The sequence below is a fragment of the Ferruginibacter paludis genome, assembly GCF_030409685.1.
GTDB classification, from domain to species: domain Bacteria; phylum Bacteroidota; class Bacteroidia; order Chitinophagales; family Chitinophagaceae; genus Ferruginibacter; species Ferruginibacter paludis.
Window position 1 is genome coordinate 396,815 of record NZ_JAUFQJ010000006.1, and the last position, 25,374, is coordinate 422,188.

Genomic DNA, 25,374 nt, shown 5'->3' on the forward strand with positions numbered 1-25,374 from the left:
CTACTGGCGAAATCACTACACTTGTAGAATTGTCTACCGTTATTACGGCGAGGATTGCCGTTTGCATATTAAAAACTTCCGACTACTCAAAAAGCGATTTAAATCTCCCGAAAGAGATTATTTTTAAAATTCAATAAACAAGCAGTAATTAATCGAATCCACATAATTTAAAATTTTACAGGCTTTTCAAAGGTTTCAAGGAGTATTAAGAGAAAAAACGGAGCCGGATTTTTATCCGGCTCCCTTCATTTTACAAAACAGCTTCAATCAAATATTGATCAGTGCTGATCTTCCCGCTCAATAATTACGATACCCGGTTTATTAAATTATCATGACCTTTGAGAATAAATTTGTAATAAATGAAAATTGCAGTTACTTTTTTTTTATCGGCATTGTTGCATATGCAAGGCTATACGCAACCAGATTCGTCCCGCGTAGAAAAATATGATGCAGTCGTATCTTTTGGGAGTATGTGCTGCGGTCCCGTTAGCGATGACTTTTTAAAAAATTTCACTCAGCAATTTAACAAGAAGAACAAGATAACTATCCAGGCATGGCAAATAACCGGCTGCGGAAGAGAAGGTGAATTTAAAGTCTTATTTTCTCTGGCTAAATTAAAAATAGCTACTAAAAGGAAATTCCTGACTGGCTTGAGAAAACTGGTTTCGAATCAGAATGATAAAAACAAAAAATTGAAAGCAAGCAGCGGGCCCGTTAGTATTGATTATAATTTTCCTAAAACTGAGTTACCCAACTGTCGTGGCGATATAGTAAAATGGAAGTAGGCATACTACTGTAACGCAAACTGGTATTCATTCCAAAACTGGTCCAGGGCAATCATCCCATTTTTAAAAAATGAAATCAGCTGCGGCCAGTCAGACTGATTTAAAATATGCACGTTTCTAATACTGGCAGATATGGTACTACTGCATTTTTCACCATCGCTCAAAACGTCTTTTTGCCACTGCCAGTCTGCGCCACACAGCTGCTGGAATGGTTTTTTGAATTGTAATAACTGATCAAACTGCAAATGCCTGATCTCTTCTTCCGGATTCGATAATTCCAGCCCTATCGAGGCTTCACCATTGCTGCAATTCAAGTTGATCCGGATAAATTTTACACCAGTTTTGTAATTTATCCAGTTGATCTTTTCGCCAGAAGCTGAAAGTATCGGTCGCATGTACTTTCCAAAAACTGTCCAGAATTGCTGTCTGACTAAAGCCGGTTGCTGTTTTGAATTCATAAAAAATTCTGGCTTTTAAGGCGGCCACTATTTCAAGCCATTACTCCATTCGAAAAAATTATCAACATCTTTTTTAAACTGAATCATGGAAGGCTTGTTGATATAATACATGTGGCCGGATTCGTAATAATAATGACGCAGGTTTTTTCTCAAGTCTGGCTCCAGAAACATATGCGCTACATCATAATTGGCTGTGAAGTAGGGCGTAGCAAAATCGTAATAGCCGCTGCCAATATATACTTTCAGGTGCGTATTTTTTGTCATGGCGTCCCGCAGGCTTTCAGCTACATTCAGGTATTGGTTTTGTACGTTATTATAATTCCAGGGATAAACATTTCCAAAAATATTGTATTCCCTTTCCTCATTAAAGTTTAAGTCCCGTTCAAAATAGTCATTCATTGTACTGGTAAACGGACCATCAATATTAATGAAGGATGGATCGTAATCAACTCCTTCACCGGCATTGTCAAAATTATGCCCGGTAAAGCGACTGTCGAGCCGGCCTATTGAAAGGCCGTCCTTTCTCCGTAATTCCTTATAAAAACGACTGTCCGATACACGCAGATTAGCTTGTAATATATAGACTTTACTGAGTCCGGTATAGTAGCTCAGCTTCTCCGCAATCCGGTCTTTCTCAGCATCTCCAAGCCATTCACCCTTAAGCAGGGCCGGCGCATATTCATTCATTGCAAAGTCTTCACTTTCCTTTAAAGTTTTTTGTAAATCCCCTTGCAGCGTTGCGGCCAATTTTTTATGATACCAGGCGGCGGCTGTGTAAGAAGGTATATACAACACAAACGGCAAATCATTCCCTATCGCAATGTCATTAGTTCCAAAATTAAGCACGGGGGAAATCAATAAAATTCCATTAATATAAATCCGGTAACTGTCCGTTAAAAATTTTGCAAGCCCTGCCGCCCTTGTGGTGCCGTAACTTTCGCCTGCCAAATATTTAGGAGAAGCCCAGCGCTGGTATTTAGATAAAAAACTGCGTATAAAGGCGCCGACACTTTGTACATCTTCAACAAAACCGTGAAACTGTTTGGCACTTTCCGCGCCGGCAGGTACACTAAACCCCGTTGACACAGGATCAATAAAAACAAGGTCGGTTTTATCAAGCCAGGTATACTCATTGTTTATAATTTGGTAAGGGGGTGCCGGTGCTGTGCCATCATCCTGTAATAAAACTCTCTTGGGACCAAGGCCACCCATATGTAGCCAAACAGAAGATGACCCCGGCCCGCCGTTGAATGTGAAACAAACCGGTCTTTGTGATGCATCTTCTCCATCTTTGCGGTAATAAGTGAAAAATATTTTCGCTACCTGTTTGCCTGTATCATTCTGCAGGTTTAAATATCCCGTAAATGCAGTATAGTCCAGCCTTTTGCCAGCAGTTAAATTGACAGAATTTTTCGATATTGTTGCAGTAATTCCAGCCGGAACAAGATCTGTTTTTATTACAGTATGGGCCGTTTTCTGAGCAGTTACTGCCAGAGAAAACAAGGATAACAAAAACAAAATAAGATAGCGCATAAGATTATTTTAATTTCCCAATATAGTATAAAAGCATCGAAGAATGAGATCAAAACAAATTCAGTTAATGCATATATAATCCAGTTCACAACTTATTAACAATTTTAAAATGCAGACGATTGCATTGACAAACTGATGAATTTTTAACATTTTATGGCATATTTTTGGCCTAACATTGCAGAGATCGCTTCTCGAAGTGATGATGTAAAGTTGAATGAATTTTAACTGAGAACATATCCAATGCACCATCTGGCCGCATAGCCTTTGGGTACATGCAGAGAAGCAGAGGGAAAAGAGTTTTGGTCAACAGCCAAAACTCTTTTATTTTATATTCCAGTCAGTAATTTTATTTTTCTTCTGCTAGCTTTTTCTCAATCCGCTTATCGGGAATAAGCCACATTGCCGCAACGAAAATATATAGGAAACAGCCGATAAACGGATGGATGAAAGTGAGTACGATTGCAATGATATAAATGGCGATGGATGATTTGCCTTTTATATCGCTTCCCACTGCTTTTGCCAGCTTTGTATTATTGATAGCATGGTCAAGGAGCGTTCTTTCCAATATATAGTAAGCAACTCCTGCCATCAATAACACTATACCATAAATTGCCACTGGCCAGGTAGAAAAATGGTTTTCTCCCATCCATGTAGTGGTAAACGGTACCAGTGACAACCAAAAAAGCAAGTTGTTATTAGCCCAAAGTACTTTGCCACTTATGTTGTTCACAGTATGTAGCAGGTGATGATGATTGTTCCAGTAAATTCCAATGTAAATAAAGCTTAAGAGGTAACTTAAAAAAACCGGGAACAGGGGTTTTAAAGCAGTCCAACTATCATCGTGTGGCACTTTGAGTTCCAACACCATAATCGTTATTATAATGGCAATTACGCCGTCACTAAAAGCTTCCAGTCTTGTCTTTACCATACTATCATTGGTTTGTTTTTGAAATATTTTAAATCAAAATCGCCCAAACATACGCAAGAATATTTAATGTCCCTTGTCCAGCTTAATTTATGAGATAAACAACCTGCACTCCATCGAAGGCCTTTATTTTTGACTAAGAAATTTTGGCAGATATTGTGACACAGGTTAGCAGGGCATTGCTATCTGATTCTTACAATATTTATTTGTCGAAAATGATTGTTCAGCAGGTTTTAAATAGTGCCGATGCCCGTGTAAACCAGTTCTAAGGCACGGCTTCAACAAACAAAACGCGATTGTTAATTTTGCTAAAAAATAATTAATTTACTGATAACATTAAATCAATCCAATTATCTTTCAGGTTGCTAGTTTGTAGCATGTTTATTGCTCTAATTTTTTTTCTTAAAATATACATATGCAGTTATCATTTATAAAGAATATACAATTTACCAAGCTGATAAAAGCCGACGGACGCCTGAGGGAATTTAATTTCAGAAGATATAATTCCGGCAGTACACCGGCCATATTTTCTGTAAATGTGGTTGATAACAGGGACAACAGGATCATCTTTGAGATGCAAAAGGAAGACAATACCTGGAAAATCACTAAACAGCCCCTGCCCCAGTGGATATTGGAAAATGAAAACAATTTTCATGAGTGCATAGAAGAAGAATTAAAAGCCTCTTCATAAGCACCTCTATAGAACAATTTCCTCCAGTTTTTGAGTTAAAAAAATTTTGGCCTGAGGGTTTTGATACAATCGCAATAAATAACAATTTACCTTTGCTGTATTGTATAAACCAACAATGTTCCCAATGTCAGCAGAATTGCAACAATTTTTTAATCAACTGGCTACAGACATTGAAAAGCTACAGGTAATAAAAATTACACTGGGCAATCGCAGAATAAAAACGGCCGAACTTAAAAATATTTTTATTAAGCCGTTGCTTATTAAAAATTCCCTCAAATTAAGTTATGTATACCGGTATCCAACAAAGGACATCACAAAAAATTACGACGTTAAAGAAGGTATTGCATTAATGCAACAAATGCTCCACAACGAGTTTTTAAACGCCGATGTTTTTACGTCGCAAAAAGATGTACACCTGGCTCTTCAAGAAAATGAGCGTTTAAAAATAACCACCAATGCCCCCTCCTTGAAAATAACCGAACAGGCAAATCAGCACGACAAACAAAAAAATCGCATTATACAAACTACTGAGAAAGGGTATCTGCAAGCATTGGGCATTACGTCTGCAGAAGGAAAAGTAAAAAAAGACAGGCAGGATAAATACAAACAGATAAACAGTTACGTTGAAATTATTGACGGGATAATTAAAGATATTGACTTTAAAGAAGGCCTGCATGTGGTAGATATGGGTTGCGGCAAGGGCTATCTAACATTTGCACTGTACGATTACCTCACCAGTAAATTGCACCTTGAAGCCACCGTAACCGGTATTGAACTGAGGCAGGAGCTGGTAGATAACTGCAATAGGATCGCCCGTGAATCAAGCTATGAGGCGCTTGGTTTTCAGAGCGGTACAATTGAAGATGCAGTTGTAAATAATGCCAATATGTTAATAGCATTGCATGCCTGCGATACAGCAACTGACGATGCCATTTACAGTGGCATAAAAGCAAATGCACGCGTGATAATTTGTGCGCCCTGTTGCCATAAGCAAATCAGAAAACAAATGGCTCCTGACAATGAATTAAAATCGATTACCAAACATGGCATTTTAATGGAACGACAGGCCGAGATCGTCACTGATGCCATCAGATCTTTATTACTGGAGGCTTGGGGTTATAAGTCCCGCGTGTTTGAATTTATCGCCACAGAACATACTCCAAAGAATGTATTGATAGTGGGCGTTAAACAAGACAAACCCGCAAATACAAAGCAATTTTATCTTAACAAGATCGGTGCCTTAAAATCATTATTTGGCATTCAAATGCATCATCTCGAAACATTGCTGGAACGTTTATAACATACTGATGGTGTTTTATTGATAAATACGCGTTTTTTGTTGCAGGTATTTGTTGCCAATGATTGTACTTAGCGGCTTCTCATACACTTTACTTTCCACCCATGATATAATATCCAGGTAAGCAAAACTTCGGGTTTGAAACCTGTTTTTTTCCAGACCTTTTATACTCTGCAAAAATTTCTCCAGCTCGGGTTTTAATTTTTGTCTTGATAATTGAAATGAGTTGCGTAAAAACTTGAACATAGCCTCTTCCACTATGGTAAGATTTTGCATTTTTGCCATAAACCGGTACACAGATTTTATCAATGACTCTATGATGTCAAAATTACCCAGTTCGTAATGCGCCATAAGGTGCAGTAATCTTGCATAACACTGCAAGTCGTTTCTCATCTCAGGGTTACCATTAATTATTTTTTGAAGATAGTCGATGGAGATATCGTATTTACCCGCACCAAAAAACAGATTAGCAATCTTATAATTAAAAACAAGCAGGCGATGATTATCGAGGTAAAGCGAATATTCCTCCAGCTTTTCCTCGATCCCCTTCACCAGTTTAAGTCCTTCAGAAAAAGTGCCCAACATAAAGTGTTGGTTAATTTTTGATGCGCTGATGTACACAAATGTCTGAATTCGGTGATTGTCATGATGCATGGCCAGTTCGGTATTGGAAAATGCTTCGAAGGCTTTTAACACATTTTCAAAACCCTGGTAGTTACGAAGATCAAAATGCGCATTTAATAAGTTATGCATTCCCTTAATGTAATATCCAGTCTCAACCTTAATCATGAGTGGCTGCTCGTTAAAAATGTCCACCCATTTTTGCGCATACCTGTAGTACATTAAAAAATCCTGGCGGATAAACGCATACCAGCAATAGCTTTGATACAGGTACAATCGTTCATAAAAACCAGTTTGAAAATGGGCGCCGGGCGGCAAATTATCCTGCAAGAAATTCTTAACGTCAGTTTCATCTTTTTCATTTCGTGCATGCCCGTTCTTAATATACCAGCTATATAAACGCAACGCTAAATTCGACATCCGCGCCACATTATCTACCCGGTGATTTACCTCTATAGCTTCTGCGGACAATAACTCTCCCCTGTTTTGCATCGAGCGGGTTATATGCAGCGTTTCAATCTTTTTTTCCCATGAAATTACCTGGGTAAGAAAATTGAATTTGTAATGTGTTTTAGCAACCTCTTTCAGCTTCTCCAGAATTTTTAAGCTTTGAACATACAATCCTTTATTATACAAAATCCTGGCATAATCCAGTTGCTCATTTAGCTGCATATCTATACTGCCGGTACTTTTTAGCAGCCGGAGGCTGGAAAGCAATTGTTTATAGAGGTGAACTTTGATATTGGATAACTGCGGCTTCTTAATAGATGGCAATTTCTTAAGAAGCAATGTTTCATCATAGTCAGAAAGTTTATCCAGTGCATCAAACAATTCTATAATTTTTAAATCTTCGTTACCTGAACTTCTTTTGATATAAAGTTTAAAATTTCGTTTCTCAGCCTTTTCCAGTGATTTAATAAGCTGAAATAATGTATCTGTAAATCGGTTGGGCATCATTGTTTTTTTTAACTAAAATCCAAATGGAATAAGGGTTTCGAAAAATTAATACTCCCTTAACGTAATTAAAACACTCATAACTTGATTATGAACGTAAAAAAACACACCATACTTTCGTTTTAAGAAAGCGATGATGTGTTGAAAAATATAGCAAGCAATCGTAAAAGTGGGCAACCAATCGTTAATAAGTTGCAATAATAAAGAAAGTTAACTGTTTAACAGTTCAAAATACTCTAAGAATTTCATATGGCAAGCAATCGTTAAAGTTCTTCCGTTTCTACGGAAGGACTATTTTTTTGTGCGGTAAAGTAATAGTATTTTAACTTACCAATCAAATAAATGCAATACTTTTTTCAAAATTTTGTAGATTTAGTTAGGTAGTACAAAATCGGGCTTACGGATAAATACGGTGTTGTACCTGAAACGAATATTGGTGCCGATCTCAACTTTATAATTCTTCATACCGGGAACTGTTCTTGGAAAGTAATATCCCCGGAGCTCCACTGTCCCGAAAGTAAGGTTTTCATTCCTTGTTCGGACACCGCCACCGATGGAACTAAATAATTCACTTTTATCAAACGATTTGTTGGTAGGGGTAAGCATAGACATATCAGCGTAAAAAAAAGGTGCTAATCTGAAGCCCCAGAATTTTTGCATGTTGAAAAATACCATTTCAGTTTTAACGGTAGTTCTCATGTCGGCGGGGCCAAGAAAGCCTCTGAAATAGGGAAGACCAAACGTACTGATGATAGTTAGAGGCTGATCTAAGACCGGGCGTATTTGCTTTGTAAATCCAAACCCAAAAAAATTACGGTTCAGCCATTTACCATGCATTTTTTTTAACTTTGTAAAGTGGTCAACGTTGAATAACAAATCAATATCCTCCCATGTTTTTTGATAGGTGTATCCACCCATTCTGAATGTGTAAGTACTGTAAAAACCCTTTTTGGAAAAGTGACTCATCAAAGTTTCCAGGCCGAAGTAGGGTCGCGTTCTGTCTTGCTTTGTTGTTATACCTCCAATGAGAGAAGCACTAAAACCTTCGGGAACGTCTTCGTTCCGGCCGAATCCGTAAATGAAACTGGCCCTGTAAGATTCCTGCCTGAAAACACTCAGCGCTGCAAGGGTACTCCTGATATTGGCATAACGGTAATCGTATATTTGGTGATTGATAGCAGGAATAGCGGTAAAATGCTGATAAAAATTTCGAACGGCAATAAATTTCCGTACCCGTGTATTCATGTTTTTATACAATAGCCGCTGACTGCCAAAATTGTAACCAAACCATATATCCGAACTACGGTAGCTGTATTTAAAATCACTTTTATACAGGGAGTCCGAAAGATAATTGTTACTGGTCCTGGCGAAAGAAATATCGGCAGCGCCAATCCATGGAATATAAGGCGTTACCAAAGGCTTTTCAAGATGCGTATTCAACATGGTTTCTTCCGCTCGCCCGCTATTGAATGCATTTCGGTAATTTTTGAAACCAACGCTCCAGTCTATAAAACTGCCCATGATATTTCGTTTTAAAAAGCCAGCGTCATAACCAAAAACGGGGTTGCGGTCTATATCATAAAAACTACTCAGCGATAAGCGGGAACCTGAACCTCCGACATTTTCATTTTTTACCTGAACAGCCATCTTCGTTGGACTGCTCATATCAATGCTGCCACCCAAGGCAAAAATATCTTTGGTAATAACAATCACATCGACTGAATCCCGGGTTCCTGCAATCGTGTCGATTAAAATGCGTGCATCCTGGATGTAAATCTGGTCCCTAAGGTGTCGCTCGTTGTCAGCCAAAAGATAGGGATGAACCCTGTCCCCTTCCACAAAAAATAAATTATTTTTGAGGGTTTTCACAGTAGTTTTCTTATGAAACCCATTGGCCACAATAGCACCAAAATTATTCCTGATAATTGTAGTATCAAAAATGGTTCTTTCGAAACCGAGACGTAAATACTCAATATTGCGGATTATCTTGCCCGTATGAGCTATGAAAGGATTTACTACTTTAACAGCATCCCCATTGGGGCCAGGTCCATCTGTAGAAATGCTTTTTGCTAACTTTCCAAGCAACCCTCCTCTCTTCGCTAAAAAAAAGGTATCCTTTTCTTCTTTGATATCCTGTGCTAGCAAACCGGATGAAAAAAAAGAAAAAAAGAGTACTGATAAAATAAATGGCAAAGCCTTTTTTAGCATTGGTTTGCGTTGGATTTATATATAAAGATATTCATTTGGCTGGATTTAATATATTATTGGATACGTTGCGTTTTAAAAAGCGGGTATCTGATTAATGGCAGAAGCTGCATTTTAACAACGGGATTTTTAAAGACTGTATTGCATCATTTCCGTTGCTTCAATATACTAATTTATTATTTCCTCCATTACACGCCTGCACGCACACAAAGAACCTTTAATTATAGTTACTTGAGTGGTTAGATTTTACGCGCAACATTCCTTATTTATTCATCTTACCTGTTATATTTACAAGCGGCTTTCCTTGGAGCGAGAACAATTTTAATGCCATCGTCCCATAGGAAAATACTGGTAAAACAGCCTCGCACAAGCGAACTATCTTTCCAAAAATAAACTTGTCAGAGTTTTAACAACTCTTTAAAGTTTAAACATTGATATCTGCCGGCGGTTATTTTTAAGTACCGTATCTTTGCGCCGCAAAACAGTAACTATATTTACTTAGGCTGTCCTCTAACTGTTGCTTGCTAAGGAAAATTGCCGGAATGTGAATAAATAAGCGATGCCGGCGATGCGAATTAGTAAATTAAAATTAGAGATATGAAAAGTGATACCTTGGGCATGGGTGCCCCTATCAAAAATGATGAACTGAAAGAAGCATTAACTGAAACAGTTGCAATGGATTCAAAACAAAACGACTTTACCCGTACATTTGGTGCAATCGACATGTGGAACCTTAAAAAAAAGCAACGTACGTCTCTGCAAATGAGAAGACGTTTTAATTGATTTATTATTAATTAACGAATAATTTCTTTCAGAATTTTTTAAGCATGGCAGTCGCCATGCTTTTTTAATGCCGTATAAATTTGCAAATATTACTCAGGCACTTTCTCTACCCATGGCAGCTTGTTTCATGGTATAAGCTATTTCATGGCCCAGGTATTTTTCAATGCGTTTTTCTATAAGATAAATTAAAGGTGTTAAGATGATAGCCATGGTAAATTTATATGTATAATTCACAAGGCAAATAGCAAGCACCAGCTGCCAGCTCCACCCTTTTCCAATTTTAAACGCAATAAACAACACTATAAAACTATCCACCAGCTGAGAGATGAGCGTAGAGCCGGTAGCCCGTAGCCACATTTTCTTTTCTCCTGTATATTTTTTTATTTTATGAAAAACAGTCACGTCAACAATCTGGCTCACCAGGAAAGCCACAAGACTTCCCAATATAATCCACATGCCCTGGCCGAAAATACCATTAAAGGCCTTGTTCATATCAGGTATACCATCCTGTACTGCCGAGCCATACCAGAAATCTGCCGGTGGAACACTCATGGCAAAATAAAACATTACAAAGGCGTACGTTATTAATGCCACAGCGGTATAGGATATCCGCCGTACCGCTTTCGGCCCGTAATATTCATTTACAATATCCGTCATCACAAACTCCAGCGGCCACAACAATACCCCGCAGGTGAGGTTAAATGACAGGGCCTTTTGTCCAAAAAGTGTAAAGCTGGATGGCGCAAGCCCAAATAATTTTTCCAATGAAAAAATTTTGCCCCCGATGCATTCGGCTATCAGTGCATTGGCCACAAAAAAAGCTGTAAAAATTACAAACAGTTTTGTAGGCTTGTCTTTTAGTATATTTTGTATCATTTAAAAATTGCTAAAGAAAAAATAATATACTTGTAAAATCAGGAAAAGGAAATTAACCCAATTTAGCCAATGCGGCGAAGTTTTCTTTCGGTTGGATACAATTAAAACCAGTAAAAAAATGTTGAATATAAAATTGATATAAACGGCGCCATAACCCAGTATAACAAGTATACTCTCCAAAGGTTGGATTTTAATACTGCCATTAAAATTACCAGCTTTTTTATGTGCATTTTCTACTAAGCGCAATATGACGGCTATTATAAAACAGCAGTTGCATATAAAAACAAGTTTTGCAAAAAATTTCATCCGGATGATTCTATACTTTAGTGATGGTTATCCCTGCTTTCCCTTTAGCATAGGCACAAATGAAAAATTATCAAAGGCTTCCTCACTGGTACTGCCATCCGCATTTTTTGTAATGCGCAACATGCGCTGGTGCTCTCCTTCATCAACTGGTATAACCATCTTACCGCCAGCTTTTAACTGGTCGATTAACTTAGGTGGTATGAAAGGTGCGGCTGCAGTAATAATTACCTTATCGAATGGTGCGAAAGTTGGCAAGCCTTCGTATCCATCACCAAAAAAAAATTTAAGGTTGGGATATGTTGATTTGAATATATAGGTTCTTGTTTTTTCAAACAATGCTTTTTGACGTTCTATTGTAAATACCTTGGCACCCATTTCAGCCAGTACGGTCGCCTGGTAAATACTGCCTGTGCCAATTTCTAAAATCTTATCTAAAGGTTTCACCTGCAGTAACTGCGTTTGATAGGCTACTGTATATGGCTGAGAAATCGTCTGGCCCTCGCTGATTGGGAAAGCCCTGTCTTCGTAAGCGATTTCATCAAAAGCACTGTCTAGAAAAAAGTGGCGGGGGATATTGTTCATTGCTGCCAGCACGGTTTCATCTGTAATGCCTTTTTCCCGCAGAATATCCATTAGTTTTTTTCTCAACCCTTTGTGCCGGTAACTGTCTTGGTAATTTCTCATAATCTTGTTAACTGCCACGAATTACCCCCTTTTTTGCGAATAAAACAAAAACTTAACTGGCCTCTTTTTTTAAACCTTTTTTCTATAAATAAACAGTGCCGGAACAATGCCGGCACTGCAAAAAAAATATAATTTTCTACTTCAATTTCATCTCTTCAATCATCCGCTTAATTTTTTCATCGAGCGATTGATTGGCAGCATCAAAACCTGCTGCATCTGCCAGTTTGGTATTTACGCTAAAGTAAAATTTTATTTTAGGTTCTGTACCGCTGGGCCTTGCCGAAATTTTAGTTCCGTCGTTAAGCAAAAACTGCAGCACATTGCTTTTTGGTAAATTAATAGGATAGGTTTCTCCCGTTTGTAAATTTTTCCCTACCTGTAACTCATAATCCAGCAAAGCAGCAACCGCCACACCATCGATAGTTGCAGGCGGATTGTTTCTGTAGCCTTCCATCATATCAGCAATTTCTTTGGCGCCATTCATACCCTTCTTGGTGATGCTTACCAGGTTCTCTTTGTACAAACCGTATTGCACATACAAGTCAATCATCTTGGCATATAAACTCCGGCCCTTGTTCTTTTCATATGCAGCCATTTCACACAGTAAAGCCACGGCACTGATAGCATCCTTATCTCGAACCTCATCTCCCACCATCAGCCCAAAACTCTCTTCGCCGCCAATGATATAATTTTCCTTTCCTTCTTTTTCTTTTATCAAAGAAGCAATCCATTTAAAACCGGTGAGTACATTGTAACAGGCGATGTTGCTGGCTTTGGCTATGCCATCAATCATATCGGTTGTAACAATTGTTTTAACCACCATATCATTTGGCTGATTAATTCCTTTCGTTTTCCTGGCTTCAATCATATAATTAAATGCCAATACTGCGGTTTGGTTACCATTCATTAATACCCATTCTCCCTTGGCATTTTTTACGCCAATACCAACGCGGTCACTGTCAGGATCTGTACCCAGCAAAATATCTGCATCCAACTGTTTGGCTTTTTCAAGACCGATACTCATAGCTTCTTTTTCTTCCGGGTTGGGATAAACAACTGTTGGAAAATTGCCATCCGGTGTACTCTGCTCTTCCACAATATGCACGTTATCAAAACCAAATTTTGCCAGCACCTGCGGTACCAGGGTAATACCCGTTCCGTGGATAGGTGTGTACACGATTTTAAGATCGTGCTGCGCAGCACATACATCCGGGTAAACGCTCAAACCCTTTACCATGGCGAGGTACGCTTCATCCATATCTTTACCAATAATGGTAATGTTGGCATCGCCCCCGCTCCATTGTACATCATCTACAGACGCTATTTTATCTACTTCAATAATTACATTTTCATCATGTGGTGTTACCATCTGTGCGCCGTCATCCCAGTAGGCTTTATACCCGTTGTATTCTTTTGGATTGTGCGATGCGGTGCAAACTACTCCCCCCTGGCAACCTAAATTGCGGATGGCAAAACTTAATTCCGGTGTAGGTCGCAACGCTTCAAACAAAAATACTTTGATGCCATTGGCAGCAAAAACATGGGCCGTTGTTTCAGCAAAAAAACGGCTGTTGTTACGGCAGTCATGCGCAATCGCCACTTTTATTTCGCCGGTAAAACATTTTTTTAAATAGTTGGCATAACCTTGTGTCGCCATTCCTACGGTGTATTTGTTCATGCGGTTGGTGCCGATGCCCATCAGGCCGCGTAAACCGCCGGTACCAAACTCCAGGTTCTTATAAAAAGCATCTGCCAGTTCATCGGGATTATCCTTTTGCATTTGCCTGATGGCATCCTTCACTGATTGTTCGTAGTTGCCGGTTAACCAGCCGTCTATTTTTTGTTGAATGTTTGTATCCATTGTTTCATATTTTGAGTCCTCAAAAATATATAATAGTATCTCATTAACAGCAGATACTATTATTTTTGTTTTATGAGAGGCTTTTTACCGAAGGGGTGGATGTTAAGACAGTACCGCTATGATAAAGCGGCCGGTTACAAAAAACCGGTGCTGCTTTTCCTGTTCAGCATATTAACCGTTCAGCAAATGCTGGCGCAGGATAGTTTGCAATCACAAAAGTCCTATCCTTCAACTGCGTCATTAACACTCAGCCCCGGGGTAATAAAAAAAAGAGTTACAGGTGTTGCCATAGCCAACGTAGTTGGATATGGCGCTATCCTTGTCGGGTTAAACTCGGCTTGGTATGCAGATTACCCCCGCAGCAGTTTTCATTTTTTTGACGACAATGCCGAATGGTTGCAGGTAGATAAAGTGGGACATTTTTACAGTGCGTATATTGAAAGCCGCGCCAGTATGGAATTGTGGCGGTGGACAGGTATCAGCCGCAAAAAACGCATCTGGCTGGGAGGATTAAGCGGGCTGGCTTACCAGGGCGCACTGGAAGTGATGGACGGATTCAGCACCCAATGGGGTTTTAGCTGGGGCGACTTCAGTGCCAATGTCGCGGGCAGCGCTTTACTTATCGGACAGGAACTTGCGTGGAATGATCAGCGGATCAAAATAAAATTCTCATTTCATAAAAACAGTTACGGTGATGCCGGGCTAAACCAACGGGCGGATGACTTGTATGGAAAAACTCTTTCGCAACGTTTTATTAAAGATTACAATGCGCAAACCTACTGGGCAAGCGCCAACCTGAAAGCTTTTATACCTGAAAGTAATTTACCGGCGTGGTTGGGAGTTGCTGTGGGTTATGGAGCAGATGGTATGTTTGGTGCCCGAAGCAATATTGCAAAAGATAAAGAAGGAAACATAACATTCGACAGAAGTAATATCAGCCGCTACCGCCAATGGTACCTGGCTCCAGACATTGACCTCACCAAAATAAAGACGAATAAAAAAGGTATCCGTTTTTTATTAACGGTACTAAGCGCCTTCAAATTTCCCACCCCAAGCCTGGAGTTTAGCAAAGGACAATTCAAAGTGCATGCATTGCATTTTTAAAAAAAGTAAAAACAAAAAAGTAAAAATTAAAAACAGGCTTTGCGAAAAAGAAGAGCATCGCAAAATAGCAAACGCCAAAAGTCACCCTTGGGGAATTTAGGGGGCCTCCATCCATGCTCCCACAACATCCGTACCTTCTACTTCCACATAAATATGTTCGTCCAAAGTTGTTGAAAAGCTAAGACCAACATAATCCAGGTCAATCGGAAATGATTTGTGCGTCCGTTCAACCAGCGCCAGTGTTTGTATCTTTTTAGGGTGAGTTTCCAAAAATGGTTTCAGTGCATATAGCATTGCTTTGCCACTGTTGGCCACATCATCAATCAGCAAAATAATTTTATCATTAAAATCCATTGCGGGCTCAACCGAAATTGTAAACGGATTTTTTTTATCCATTGTTAAAGCCGCTACTATAATCTCACCTGTAAAAACTTCTTTTAAATAATCACTTATTTTATGGGCAATGATCAATCCATTATCTTTAATGCCCACCAATACCAATTGCTGCTCACCATAATTTTGTTCTACCACTTCCAGCGCCATGCGACGCAATTTTTTTCCGGCCGTTTCTTTTGTGAGAATGTATTTTTTGTTTGCCATGCAGTTAACTCTTTGTATTGTACGAAAGTAAATCAATATTCAATAATGCCGCATAATTAGTGTATCTGGTTTTTGATAATTAACTTAGCCATATAAATAAACCGTATGCACATTGTCCTCCAAATTGTTTTTGTCGCCCTGCTGGCTGCAGCTGTTTGGCTGTTTACAAAAAACATTTTACAAATAAGGCGCAACATATTTCTGGGCCAGCCCGAAGACCTGACTGACAATAAACCACAACGCTGGAAAAACCTGCTGCTGCTGGCTTTGGGGCAAAAAAAAATGTTTAAAAATCCGCTGGTGGCCATAATGCACCTGGTAATATATGCAGGCTTTATCATCATTAACCTGGAAGTGCTGGAGATTGTACTGGACGGAATTTTTGGCACCCACCGCCTGTTTTTTCCCTGGCTCGGCGGCTGCTATTCTTTCCTGATTAACTTTTTCGAAATCCTCGCCGTGGGGGTGATCATTGTTTGCATTGCTTTTTTAAGCAGGAGAAATATCCTGAAACTAAAACGCTTTATCAGCAAAGATTTAAATGGCTGGCCCCGCAGCGATGCCAACTATATTTTAATTGCCGAGATTATATTGATGAGTCTTTTTCTAACGATGAATGCCGCTGACAGGGCGCTACAGTTGCAGGGCAATGAACATTATCACAATACCGGCAGCTTTGTTTTTTCAGGTTTGCTGGCACCTTTATTCAGTGGCTTTTCGCAAGGCACATTAATGGGTATAGAAAGAACCTGCTGGTGGATCCACATTGCCGGCATACTGGCATTTTTAAATTATTTGCCTTACAGCAAACACCTGCATATCATGCTGGCGTTTCCCAATGCCTGGTATGCACGTCTTAACCTGCAGGGAAAAATGACGAATATGGTCAGCGTGCAAAATGAAGTAAAATATATGATGCAGCCTGAACTGGCACCCACTACCGGTGACACACAAACGCCAAAATTTGGCGCCAAAGATGTGTTTGACCTGAGCTGGAAAAACTTGCTGGATGCATACAGCTGCACTGAGTGCGGAAGATGCAGCGCCGCCTGCCCCGCAAATATCACCGGCAAACTGTTAAGCCCCAGGAAAATCATGATGGATACCCGTGACCGGGCAACAGAAGTGGGTAAAAATATAGCAATCAATCAGCAGTTTAAAAACGATGGCAAAACACTTGTAAAAGACTATATCACCGTGGAGGAATTGCGTGCCTGCACCACCTGCAATGCCTGCGTGGAAGCTTGCCCTGTAAGCATTAGTCCGCTGGATATTATTATACAACTGCGCCGCTCGCTCATCATGGAAGACAGCAATGCCCCGCAGGAATGGAACGCCATGTTTGGCAATATAGAAAACAATTTCGCCCCCTGGAAATTCAGCCCCGAAGACAGGGATAAATGGGTGGAAGACCTTGCGTAGACGTACCTCGTTTTTTTATGGTCCGGCCTGAGAAACTTTGTGGTCCGGCATTGGCGTCGCACTCTTGTACTGCATTTCACTGTGGAACTTTTATCAAAGCGTAGATTGTGAACGGGGATTTAAATGGATTGATAGGATGTTGCGGATTCTTAAATCTTATCTTTTTTATTCATTGAATCTACCCCAATCCTGGTTCACACAAATGCTTGCGGGACTTGTTATAATCTTCATTTTTGTATACAACTATAATCATGATCAAACATTCCATAACCAGGCTATCCCATTTGGGTGAAATAATTCCTCCGCTGTTAACCGCAATCGGCGAGCCTGCATTTTCAACAAAACCTGCTCCTAAAAAATGGAGTAAAAAAGAAATCATCGGGCACCTGATTGACAGCGCCACCAATAACCACCAACGTTTTGTGCGGGCGCAGTTTGAACCAACGCCGCAGATTTATTATGATCAACATAAATGGAATGAATATAGTTATTACGATCGAATGGAAGGAGCGCTAGTAATTGCCTTCTGGACTGCCTACAACAAACACCTTGTTGAACTCATCAAACATATTCCTGAAGAAAAATTACAGTTTGGGTGTTTGTCAAGAGACAATACATTGCTCACACTTGAATTTTTAATCAATGATTATGTAACACATTTGGAACATCATCTGCGGCAGGTAGTGGAATATTGATTATGCAAATCAAACAGCGAAAGAAGTACCGCAACCGCAGGTTTTACTGGCATTCGGATTATTAAAAGTAAAACCGCGGGAGTTTAATCCACCCTGCCAGTCAACCTCCATTCCGGTTAAATAAATGCCGTGTGCTTTTTCCATGGTACAGGGAATGCCTTCAATTTCAAAACGACTGTCTTTTTCAGTGGGTGCATCAAAACCAAGTACATAGGTCATACCGCTGCAACCGCCGCCTTTAACACCCACCCTTAAAACCTGTGTTGTATCAAACCCTGGCTCACCCATCAGCCGTTTAATTTCGTTCACTGCGCTGATGGTAAAACTAACCGGGGCCGATATTGCTGTTGTTGCTTCCATGTAAAATGATTTACAGCAAAGGTAGCCCATTTTGAAAAAAGCCCAATCGCAACACTTTTCGAAAGCAGGAAATATTTGGCGGTACTTTCCTTTACTTTTGTAAAAAAAATAACCCATGATTTTATTGGAATTTACCCTGCAGGATGTGCAAACCATCCTGATTGTTCTAGGTATTGCACTGGTGTTGTTAATAGGTGCCATCTTCTTTTTGTTAACTGAATTCAGGAGTCTTAAAGCCTCAGTTGACCAGAAACGCCCTGTGGCTGCGGACAACAGCCTGCTTCGGTTACAGGCATACGAAAGACTTACCCTGCTTACTGACAGAATCTCTCTAAAAAATCTTGTTACAAGAATGCATGACACGCAGTATTCTGCCACTGAACTGGCTGCAGGCCTGATACAAACCATCCGGACAGAATATGAACACAACATTACCCAGCAAAACTATGTAAACCCGGAAGTATGGAAAGCAGTAACTAATTTAAAGGACCAGAATATATATATTATCAACGAACTGGCTGGTGCTTTACCACCCAATGCGACAGCGCTTGATTTAAGCAGAAACATTCTTCAGTATACCACAGCAGACAATGCTGAACTGAGTGGGATTGTTTTAAATGCCATTCAATACGAGGTTAAAAAATTGATTTAATCCTGCGACCATTAAGTCACCTGATTTAAAACCAGCCTATGTCTGTTGAAAAAAAAATATTTACCGATGCCGGTATAGAAATAAAAGAATTATACCTGCAGGCAGATGCCAGGCCCGGCGATGAGCTGCCCGGTGAATTTCCTTTTACCCGGGGCGTACAACCGGACATGTATCGTGGCAAACTCTGGACCATGCGCCAGTATGCAGGCTTTAGCACGGCAGAAGAAAGCAATAAACGGTATCACTATTTATTATCGCAGGGCGTAAGCGGCTTAAGCGTAGCTTTTGATTTACCAACACAAATTGGCTACGACAGCGACCATGAATTATCTGATGGTGAAGTAGGTAAAGTAGGTGTAGCAATAGATTCAATCGAAGACATGGAATTATTGTTTGATGGTATCAAAGTAGAGGATATCACCACGTCTATGACCATCAATGCAACCGGTTTTATTTTGCTGGCCTTTTATGTGGCGCTGGCAAAAAAACAGGGTGCCAATCTGCAAAAAATTTCGGGCACCATACAGAATGATATTTTAAAAGAATACGCGGCAAGAGGCACTTATATTTATCCGCCCAAACCTTCCATGCGCATCATCACCGATATTTTTGAATGGTGCATGACAGAGCTTCCCAAATGGAATACAATTTCCATCTCGGGTTATCATATACGTGAAGCCGGCAGTACAGCGGTACAGGAAATTGCCTTTACACTCAGCAACGGCAAGGCCTATGTGCAGGCTGCTGTACAAAAAGGAATGGACATTAATATTTTTGGCAAACGCCTCTCCTTCTTTTTTAACGCCCATAACAATTTGTTTGAGGAAGTTGCCAAATTCAGGGCTGCCAGAAAAATGTGGGCGGTTATTATGAAAGACCTTGGCGCAACAGATCCCAAAGCGATGATGCTGCGCTTTCATACACAAACCGGGGGTGCAACACTTACTGCGCAACAACCATTAAATAATGTAACCCGCGTTACCATTCAAACGTTGGCAGCTGTATTAGGTGGCACACAAAGCCTGCACACCAATGGTTATGATGAAGCCCTTAGCCTGCCTACAGAGCAAGCAGCAAGAATAGCATTGCGTACCCAGCAAATTGTAGCATTTGAAAGTGGCACGCCAGATACGGTAGACCCATTGGCGGGAAGCTATTTTGTTGAAAGTCTGACTGCGGAAGTAGAAGCCGCAGCCTGGCAACTGATTGAAAAAATTGATGCGCTTGGAGGCAGTGTAGACGCCATAGAACAAGGTTTTATGCAGGAAGAAATAGCAAGAAGCGCATATGAATACCAACGCCAGATTGAGACGGGCGAAAAAATAATTGTGGGGGTAAATAAGTTCCAGGCAGATGAAAAAAACACCGTGCCCGGATTTAAAATTGATGACAGCATCAGGGAAGTGCAATGCGAAAAATTGAGATTATTAAAGGCAAAAAGAGACAATCAAAAAGTAGCTGATTGTTTGCAACAAATACAACTTTCAGCCATCAATAATACCAACCTGATGCCTGTTGTAATTGATGCAGTTGAAAATTATTGTACCCTGGGTGAAATTGCTGGTGAGTTAAGGAAGGTTTTTGGGGAGCATAAATAAATTATATTGTTCCGGCATTTATTTTCGATTTCGTTTATTTATTTGTCGATGCTGATAAATACCTATTTTGATTATAAACATTCCAAGCAATTGTTAATCTATGTATGTTAAGATTTTTTTTACCATTTTTTTCCTTGGGCTTAATTTATATGTCTTTCTTAACCTATACCTAAAAATCAAATTAAATATATTTTCAACCTGCTTCATTTTGTTTCTGACATTGTCGCTATGGGCTGCTAACTATAAATACAACTTTTTTTCAAATGATGATTTGCTATTGTTGATTGTATTTAGCTACAGTCAAATATTTGTATGGTATTTTTTAAAATTTATTTTTAGCAGAACGTATGGTCTGATACTTGGGATACCAAATATCGGAAAAGACGAAGCTTCAAATACACATACTTTCTTTTTTCGAAAGATTATAAATATTATCTTTTCTATTGCGATACCATTTATTCTCTCCATAAATCAGATTAGCATTATCTGGAATATTGATCTTTAAATAATCGAATTAATGAATGCCAGGTTGTATTACAGACTACTTTTTTTATTTCAAAAAGAACGAAATTAATTTTACAATGGCACTTGTTGCAAACGCTATTCCTTTCCAAAACAAGCGCCAATTCCCTTTACCGGCGCAGGATCGCCGTTAAAATCATTTACCCCGGTTGCGATATCAAACATGTTTGTCAAATCAATTCCGCTATTTTGAAGTGGTGAACTTGCCGCTACTTTGTAACGGTTGAAACTTGCTAACTTATCGCATGAAGTCGGATTCAAATCATCAGTAAGATTAAATCCCGGATCAATATTAAATTCGCCGGGATTAACCTGCACTGATTTATTTTTTATACTCCACCAATCATTCGCAAAAAAAATATCGTTCAACTTATTTCTTTTTAACAAGCTTTCTGCTGCAACAAAAATATTGTTATAAAACACAAAGCCTTTTCTTTTACTGAGCGGCGCATAATTGATGGCAGCGCCTTTACGGTTATAAATTGTATTGTTGTAAAAGCTGCAGTTTTGAAACTGCATGCTGTCTTCAGAACTGTTCCAGATATAAATACCGGCGCCTGCTTCAGATACTTCGCCATCATTTTCACTGATGTTAAACCGGATGATATTATTGAGCCAGGCGCTTGCACCGGCGTACTGAAAAATACCATACCCGCTTCCCTGGTTTTGATACGATAAGCAATACTGAATAACGGAATTGGTAACACCTCCATCCAGGTCGAAGCCACCACCATCTCCGCCACCCGCTGAAGTTTTATTGAGATAAGAAATGCAATGCTGAATGGTAACACTGTCGGCCTCATAACACCAGATACCTACCGGGCCATTTCCTTTGCGGGGCATATCCCGTCCATTGTTGGTAGCGGTGCAATATTCTATCAGCACGTTACTGCAGCTACCGGCTACAATTCCATTGCCACTATGGTTATCCAAAATAACCGGACTACCTGGATTATTGAAAGCATTACAGTAACCGATATAAATATTAGTACAGCTTGCTTTATTTTGGTAAACGCCGGAAACAGCAATACCTGCAAAACCATTTTGATGCGTTTCTACTTTTGTAATATGTACAAAGGAAGATGTGTACACCGAAACACCTGCATTGCGGAAGCCGCTTACATCCAGATCGTCCACTGTAATATGATCGCTGTTTAGTATCAGTAACCCATCACTTGTGTTGCCATTCTTTCTCCCTGCTCCTTTTAGCTGAAGATTTTGTATTGTAACGAAGCTGCTGTTTTTTATCTTTATTGCAGCCGATTTATCACCATCCAGTATCGCTTTTCCTTTACCATAACTGGTAATCAAAATGGAGATATTTCGCTTGCCCAGCCTCCCGCTATTCACAATTAATGATCCGCTAAAAATATCGCCTCCTTTAAAAAAAACTTTGTCACCAGGGTTGAGCGAAACCGCATTCATTTTTTTAATTGATTTCCAGGGATTGGCAATGGTTCCGGCACTGTCGTCATTGCCGGTTGATGACAGGTAATAGGCATTGATTTTAGGCTTCATTTTCAAAGTTTGCGACGAAAGTGTTCCGGGACTTATTGATAGAAAAAGGTAAGTTATAACCAGTGCCAGCTTAGTATCTAAATTTTTTAGCATCGTTTCTTTTCAATAAAAAATTGTCTCGATAGAGGGTCTATCAACAAAGGCAATAACAATTAAAAAAACTGAATTTAAACCCATTTGCGTAAGCACTGGGTACCTGATGAAATCCACCCTGCTTACGCTCTCAAATCAAAGTCAATAGTGCCGGCACTTATCTGTCAAAAGCCCCTGTATTCATCAACACCTGTTACCGTGCTTTCAACAACAAATTACCCGAAAAAAATTATGCCGATAACAATTCTATTAAACTCAAAATTCCGTTTAGCCATGCCCGTGGCTGATTATTTTAGTGAGCGTGCAAATTGATCGGCTTGTGCATTGATGGCTTTAACAGGCATTGAATGTATACCGTTATCGATTATTATCCTGTACCTGAAAGTAACGGCCTCACCTTTTTTAAGTGAAAGGTTTTTTACTTTAGCTCCGTTGGTAAATATTTTTTCTCCCAATGGATTGGCAGCAAACAAGCCGTAGCCGCGTGCATGCCAGTAAGTAGGATAATTTGGATTTTTCGGATGATCAATCACAACTATACTTACAGAATCTTTGCCCATCTTTCCAAACATTTTACACCACCTGGCCCTGGTACTCCACACGCTGTCGCCCAACCTTCCTTCGCTTGACAAATAATTGCCTTTTGCAACGGTATCAGTACCCCCTTTTACAACGGTAATATTACCCTTATCATCTGTAAATTCTTGGTCTTTATCGGTTGGCATTTGCAATGCGTGGGCTACCCTTATACCCAGCAAGCCATCCTTTGCATCTGTAAAAAGCACATCAGTTTTGGCCTTCAAAGTAGTTACCCTGTCAATAATGCGCCGGGTAGCTGTGCCCGTAATTTCGAAGCGGGTAGTTTCTTCCAGTAACACATCATTTTGCTGATTCACCCAATTGGCATGGTAAGATAAAATTCCTTTTGCACCACTGGTTGTTTCAATAATGCGGTCTGTTTTAATCCAGCCGTAGGCGTGTTTTTTTTCAGCTGGGATGGCGAAAGAGTTATTCCAAAAATCGAGGCCATTCACATTTTCAAAATTCAGCCAAAGACCGATATGGTGTGGATGATCATTGGGTTCGCCTGGTTGCCTGTTTAAGGGAAAGCCCCTGGTAATAACCGTTTCATTGGCAGCATGTATATCAAACAATACCGGCTTTTCCAATGTATCGGGATATAAAAAACTGGCAAATAGCTTATCATCTGCATAAATAGTTACTTTTTTTTCCGAAGCAGACCTAGTTACTTTTATCACCGCATTTTTTTGCGCAATTGCAGTTAAAGCAATGCAGCACTGCAGGCTGAGAAGCGCATATTTTACAATTGTATTCATATAAATTCAGGCAATTATTTTTCGTATACAAGATATTCCCATGGCTTCATTTCAACAATTTTTAACCCACTAAAATTGTCTTCTTTTTTACTGAATACATTTGTAAATTTCCCTCCAAGATGCTCATCCAGGATGCTGCAGCTCAATGCCTCCCTGCTGAAATTTAATACCACCAGCACTTCATGCTCACCATTTTTTCGCAAGTAAGCCATTACTTTATCTGCATTATTTACTGAAAGATTGTAGGTTGTTACCGCTGCATCGCCAGCCCGCAAAGCAGGGTTATTTTTATGCAGGCCAAGTAATTTTTTATAAAAATCATGCAGCTCATATTTACCATTCCACTCTATCTGATCCTTGTCAAAAAATTGCAATCGTTTAAGACTGGGCAACTCCTGCCCGCTATAGATTAACGGCATGCCGTTTCTTGTAAAACTAAATACTGCAAGGGCTTTGGCGGCATCGCCGTATTTTTCGTACTCGGTACCATTCCAGGTATTTTCATCGTGATTGCTGGTAAACCAAAGCGGTATAGCATCCGGGCCGCCGTTGGTATCGTAGCGATGTACTACTTCATCCAGCAAATACTTGTTCTGACCGTGTTTATAAAATTCTTCTGTTTTGTGCATCCATGTCCAGGTATAGCAGGCATCAAAAGCCTGGTAATAATCTTCATGATCCAACGGATCACTTTCAGCCAGCCAAAACAGCGTTTTTGTTTTTTCAAGTTCTGCCCTGGCTTCCAACCAAAAATCTAGTTGCACCCAAAACGCGAGATCGCATCGGTATCCATCAATGTCACATTCCTTTACCCAAAAAACCATGGCATCGATCATCGCTTTTCTTAGCGCAGGATTTTGGTAATTCAATTCGATGATATCATCCATGCCGCTGGCTATTTTAAAATCGCCATTGTCTTCTCTTTTAAAATAATCGGGATTGGTAACTGTCCATACATGATCCCAACCAGTATGATTGGCCACCCAATCGATGATGACTTTAAAACTCATGCTATGCGCCAATTTTACCAGTGCCTTAAAATCATCCATTGTTCCGAATTCGGGATTGATGGCAGTATAATCACTGCATGCATACGGGCTGCCTAAACTGCCTTTTTTATTTTGCTGTGCAATGGGCGTAACGGGCATAAACCAAAGCGTGGAAACGCCCATATCCTGTAGCCTTGGCAACTCTTTCGCAAAAGCATTAAAAGTTCCTTCAGGTGTGTATTGACGGGTATTTACTTCATACACATCTGTATTATTAATCCAGGCTGCCTTTTTAAAATTCATAGCGTTTGTTTGTTTTGCGTATTATATCGTGTTGTGAATACCGGTAAAAAAAATAAAAAAATCCTGGCAGGCAATTTAATCAAATGTAAGACAGAATAGTGAGTATACCTTGCCTGATGCTGAACGGTAATTGCACAATGCAGTCACTTTACTTTTTTATCCGGATAAAAATAACTGTCAATAAAAATGATACATACAAGCC

General features: G+C 39.7%; 22 protein-coding genes. 9 read left to right on the forward strand and 13 right to left on the reverse strand.

Annotation, left to right across the window (positions count from 1 at the left end; genetic code table 11):
• Positions 1-359 precede the first annotated feature (359 nt).
• On the forward strand, positions 360-785 hold the full coding sequence (locus tag QWZ08_RS12230; protein ID WP_290337702.1) for a hypothetical protein: 426 nt from the start codon (positions 360-362) through the stop codon (positions 783-785).
• Between the two features lie 5 nt (positions 786-790).
• On the opposite strand, the gene QWZ08_RS12235 is transcribed toward QWZ08_RS12230, so the two are convergent.
• The 3 genes from QWZ08_RS12235 to QWZ08_RS12245 form a co-directional block, all read right to left on the reverse strand.
• Entirely contained in the window at positions 791-1,243 is a 453-nt protein-coding gene (locus tag QWZ08_RS12235) for a DUF4268 domain-containing protein (protein ID WP_290337703.1), read from the reverse strand.
• A gap of 27 nt (positions 1,244-1,270) precedes the next feature.
• The gene (locus tag QWZ08_RS12240; RefSeq protein ID WP_290337704.1) at positions 1,271-2,776 is read right to left on the reverse strand and encodes a S10 family peptidase; all 1,506 of its coding nucleotides are present in this window, start codon (positions 2,774-2,776) and stop codon (positions 1,271-1,273) included.
• Between the two features lie 346 nt (positions 2,777-3,122).
• Positions 3,123-3,704 carry a TMEM175 family protein gene (locus tag QWZ08_RS12245; RefSeq protein ID WP_290337705.1) on the reverse strand — a complete coding sequence of 194 codons (582 nt, stop codon included), beginning with the start codon at positions 3,702-3,704 and terminating at the stop codon, positions 3,123-3,125.
• Positions 3,705-4,116: 412 nt separating this feature from the next.
• Here QWZ08_RS12245 and QWZ08_RS12250 point away from each other — a divergent pair, with 412 nt between their 5' ends.
• Positions 4,117-4,392, forward strand: coding sequence for a hypothetical protein (locus QWZ08_RS12250; protein WP_290337706.1), 276 nt, complete (start codon positions 4,117-4,119; stop codon positions 4,390-4,392).
• A 124-nt stretch (positions 4,393-4,516) separates the two neighbouring features.
• Entirely contained in the window at positions 4,517-5,692 is a 1,176-nt protein-coding gene (locus tag QWZ08_RS12255; RefSeq protein ID WP_290337707.1) for a class I SAM-dependent methyltransferase, read from the forward strand.
• A gap of 15 nt (positions 5,693-5,707) precedes the next feature.
• On the opposite strand, the gene QWZ08_RS12260 is transcribed toward QWZ08_RS12255, so the two are convergent.
• On the reverse strand, positions 5,708-7,267 hold the full coding sequence (locus QWZ08_RS12260; RefSeq protein ID WP_353960482.1) for a hypothetical protein: 1,560 nt from the start codon (positions 7,265-7,267) through the stop codon (positions 5,708-5,710).
• Positions 7,268-7,636: 369 nt separating this feature from the next.
• Positions 7,637-9,472, reverse strand: coding sequence for a hypothetical protein (locus tag QWZ08_RS12265; RefSeq protein ID WP_290337708.1), 1,836 nt, complete (start codon positions 9,470-9,472; stop codon positions 7,637-7,639).
• A 594-nt stretch (positions 9,473-10,066) separates the two neighbouring features.
• Here QWZ08_RS12265 and QWZ08_RS12270 point away from each other — a divergent pair.
• On the forward strand, positions 10,067-10,252 hold the full coding sequence (locus QWZ08_RS12270) for a hypothetical protein (RefSeq protein WP_290337709.1): 186 nt from the start codon (positions 10,067-10,069) through the stop codon (positions 10,250-10,252).
• A gap of 93 nt (positions 10,253-10,345) precedes the next feature.
• Here QWZ08_RS12270 and QWZ08_RS12275 read toward each other — a convergent pair whose 3' ends face one another.
• The 3 genes from QWZ08_RS12275 to QWZ08_RS12285 form a co-directional block, all read right to left on the reverse strand.
• Positions 10,346-11,128 carry a queuosine precursor transporter gene (locus tag QWZ08_RS12275; protein WP_290337710.1) on the reverse strand — a complete coding sequence of 261 codons (783 nt, stop codon included), beginning with the start codon at positions 11,126-11,128 and terminating at the stop codon, positions 10,346-10,348.
• A 333-nt stretch (positions 11,129-11,461) separates the two neighbouring features.
• Entirely contained in the window at positions 11,462-12,118 is a 657-nt protein-coding gene (locus tag QWZ08_RS12280) for a protein-L-isoaspartate(D-aspartate) O-methyltransferase (RefSeq protein ID WP_290337711.1), read from the reverse strand.
• 136 nt (positions 12,119-12,254) lie between these two features.
• On the reverse strand, positions 12,255-13,979 hold the full coding sequence (locus tag QWZ08_RS12285) for a phospho-sugar mutase (RefSeq protein ID WP_290337712.1): 1,725 nt from the start codon (positions 13,977-13,979) through the stop codon (positions 12,255-12,257).
• A gap of 72 nt (positions 13,980-14,051) precedes the next feature.
• On the opposite strand from QWZ08_RS12285, the gene QWZ08_RS12290 reads away from it, so the two are divergent.
• On the forward strand, positions 14,052-15,083 hold the full coding sequence (locus QWZ08_RS12290; protein ID WP_290337713.1) for a DUF2279 domain-containing protein: 1,032 nt from the start codon (positions 14,052-14,054) through the stop codon (positions 15,081-15,083).
• A 96-nt stretch (positions 15,084-15,179) separates the two neighbouring features.
• On the opposite strand, the gene QWZ08_RS12295 is transcribed toward QWZ08_RS12290, so the two are convergent.
• Entirely contained in the window at positions 15,180-15,683 is a 504-nt protein-coding gene (locus QWZ08_RS12295; RefSeq protein ID WP_290337714.1) for a phosphoribosyltransferase family protein, read from the reverse strand.
• Between the two features lie 105 nt (positions 15,684-15,788).
• On the opposite strand from QWZ08_RS12295, the gene QWZ08_RS12300 reads away from it, so the two are divergent.
• Both QWZ08_RS12300 and QWZ08_RS12305 read left to right on the forward strand, forming a co-directional pair.
• On the forward strand, positions 15,789-17,105 hold the full coding sequence (locus tag QWZ08_RS12300; protein WP_290337715.1) for a 4Fe-4S dicluster domain-containing protein: 1,317 nt from the start codon (positions 15,789-15,791) through the stop codon (positions 17,103-17,105).
• A 251-nt stretch (positions 17,106-17,356) separates the two neighbouring features.
• Entirely contained in the window at positions 17,357-17,800 is a 444-nt protein-coding gene (locus QWZ08_RS12305) for a DinB family protein (protein ID WP_290337716.1), read from the forward strand.
• 9 nt (positions 17,801-17,809) lie between these two features.
• Here QWZ08_RS12305 and QWZ08_RS12310 read toward each other — a convergent pair whose 3' ends face one another.
• Complete coding sequence (locus tag QWZ08_RS12310) at positions 17,810-18,160, reverse strand: HesB/IscA family protein (protein WP_290337717.1); 351 nt, start codon at positions 18,158-18,160, stop codon at positions 17,810-17,812.
• 115 nt (positions 18,161-18,275) lie between these two features.
• Between QWZ08_RS12310 and QWZ08_RS12315 the strand changes: the two genes are divergently transcribed.
• Together QWZ08_RS12315 and QWZ08_RS12320 are read left to right on the forward strand one after the other, a co-directional pair.
• Complete coding sequence (locus tag QWZ08_RS12315) at positions 18,276-18,812, forward strand: DUF7935 family protein (RefSeq protein ID WP_290337718.1); 537 nt, start codon at positions 18,276-18,278, stop codon at positions 18,810-18,812.
• A gap of 38 nt (positions 18,813-18,850) precedes the next feature.
• Positions 18,851-20,410, forward strand: coding sequence for an acyl-CoA mutase large subunit family protein (locus QWZ08_RS12320; protein ID WP_290337719.1), 1,560 nt, complete (start codon positions 18,851-18,853; stop codon positions 20,408-20,410).
• 600 nt (positions 20,411-21,010) lie between these two features.
• Here QWZ08_RS12320 and QWZ08_RS12325 read toward each other — a convergent pair.
• From QWZ08_RS12325 to QWZ08_RS12335, 3 genes are all read right to left on the reverse strand, one after another.
• Positions 21,011-22,450 carry a right-handed parallel beta-helix repeat-containing protein gene (locus QWZ08_RS12325; RefSeq protein WP_290337720.1) on the reverse strand — a complete coding sequence of 480 codons (1,440 nt, stop codon included), beginning with the start codon at positions 22,448-22,450 and terminating at the stop codon, positions 21,011-21,013.
• Between the two features lie 380 nt (positions 22,451-22,830).
• The gene (locus QWZ08_RS12330) at positions 22,831-23,880 is read right to left on the reverse strand and encodes a DUF6807 domain-containing protein (RefSeq protein WP_290337721.1); all 1,050 of its coding nucleotides are present in this window, start codon (positions 23,878-23,880) and stop codon (positions 22,831-22,833) included.
• A 14-nt stretch (positions 23,881-23,894) separates the two neighbouring features.
• A complete protein-coding gene (locus QWZ08_RS12335) occupies positions 23,895-25,172 on the reverse strand; it encodes an alpha-amylase family glycosyl hydrolase (RefSeq protein WP_290337722.1) in 1,278 nt (425 codons plus the stop codon).
• Positions 25,173-25,374: the final 202 nt, after the last annotated feature.

Excerpts from the sequence above, each read along its gene's own strand:
- QWZ08_RS12330 (WP_290337721.1), bottom strand. The coding sequence starts at position 23,880 with ATGAATACAATTGTAAAATATGCGCTTCTCAGCCTGCAGTGCTGCATT.
- QWZ08_RS12320 (WP_290337719.1), top strand. The coding sequence starts at position 18,851 with ATGTCTGTTGAAAAAAAAATATTTACCGATGCCGGTATAGAAATAAAA.
- QWZ08_RS12240 (WP_290337704.1), bottom strand. The coding sequence starts at position 2,776 with ATGCGCTATCTTATTTTGTTTTTGTTATCCTTGTTTTCTCTGGCAGTA.
- QWZ08_RS12230 (WP_290337702.1), top strand. The coding sequence starts at position 360 with ATGAAAATTGCAGTTACTTTTTTTTTATCGGCATTGTTGCATATGCAA.
- QWZ08_RS12275 (WP_290337710.1), bottom strand. The coding sequence starts at position 11,128 with ATGATACAAAATATACTAAAAGACAAGCCTACAAAACTGTTTGTAATT.
- QWZ08_RS12290 (WP_290337713.1), top strand. The coding sequence starts at position 14,052 with ATGAGAGGCTTTTTACCGAAGGGGTGGATGTTAAGACAGTACCGCTAT.
- QWZ08_RS12260 (WP_353960482.1), bottom strand. The coding sequence starts at position 7,267 with ATGATGCCCAACCGATTTACAGATACATTATTTCAGCTTATTAAATCA.
- QWZ08_RS12305 (WP_290337716.1), top strand. The coding sequence starts at position 17,357 with ATGATCAAACATTCCATAACCAGGCTATCCCATTTGGGTGAAATAATT.
- QWZ08_RS12315 (WP_290337718.1), top strand. The coding sequence starts at position 18,276 with ATGATTTTATTGGAATTTACCCTGCAGGATGTGCAAACCATCCTGATT.
- QWZ08_RS12235 (WP_290337703.1), bottom strand. The coding sequence starts at position 1,243 with ATGAATTCAAAACAGCAACCGGCTTTAGTCAGACAGCAATTCTGGACA.
- QWZ08_RS12270 (WP_290337709.1), top strand. The coding sequence starts at position 10,067 with ATGAAAAGTGATACCTTGGGCATGGGTGCCCCTATCAAAAATGATGAA.
- QWZ08_RS12250 (WP_290337706.1), top strand. The coding sequence starts at position 4,117 with ATGCAGTTATCATTTATAAAGAATATACAATTTACCAAGCTGATAAAA.
- QWZ08_RS12255 (WP_290337707.1), top strand. The coding sequence starts at position 4,517 with ATGTCAGCAGAATTGCAACAATTTTTTAATCAACTGGCTACAGACATT.
- QWZ08_RS12285 (WP_290337712.1), bottom strand. The coding sequence starts at position 13,979 with ATGGATACAAACATTCAACAAAAAATAGACGGCTGGTTAACCGGCAAC.
- QWZ08_RS12280 (WP_290337711.1), bottom strand. The coding sequence starts at position 12,118 with ATGAGAAATTACCAAGACAGTTACCGGCACAAAGGGTTGAGAAAAAAA.
- QWZ08_RS12310 (WP_290337717.1), bottom strand. The coding sequence starts at position 18,160 with ATGGAAGCAACAACAGCAATATCGGCCCCGGTTAGTTTTACCATCAGC.
- QWZ08_RS12335 (WP_290337722.1), bottom strand. The coding sequence starts at position 25,172 with ATGAATTTTAAAAAGGCAGCCTGGATTAATAATACAGATGTGTATGAA.
- QWZ08_RS12295 (WP_290337714.1), bottom strand. The coding sequence starts at position 15,683 with ATGGCAAACAAAAAATACATTCTCACAAAAGAAACGGCCGGAAAAAAA.
- QWZ08_RS12245 (WP_290337705.1), bottom strand. The coding sequence starts at position 3,704 with ATGGTAAAGACAAGACTGGAAGCTTTTAGTGACGGCGTAATTGCCATT.
- QWZ08_RS12325 (WP_290337720.1), bottom strand. The coding sequence starts at position 22,450 with ATGAAGCCTAAAATCAATGCCTATTACCTGTCATCAACCGGCAATGAC.
- QWZ08_RS12265 (WP_290337708.1), bottom strand. The coding sequence starts at position 9,472 with ATGCTAAAAAAGGCTTTGCCATTTATTTTATCAGTACTCTTTTTTTCT.
- QWZ08_RS12300 (WP_290337715.1), top strand. The coding sequence starts at position 15,789 with ATGCACATTGTCCTCCAAATTGTTTTTGTCGCCCTGCTGGCTGCAGCT.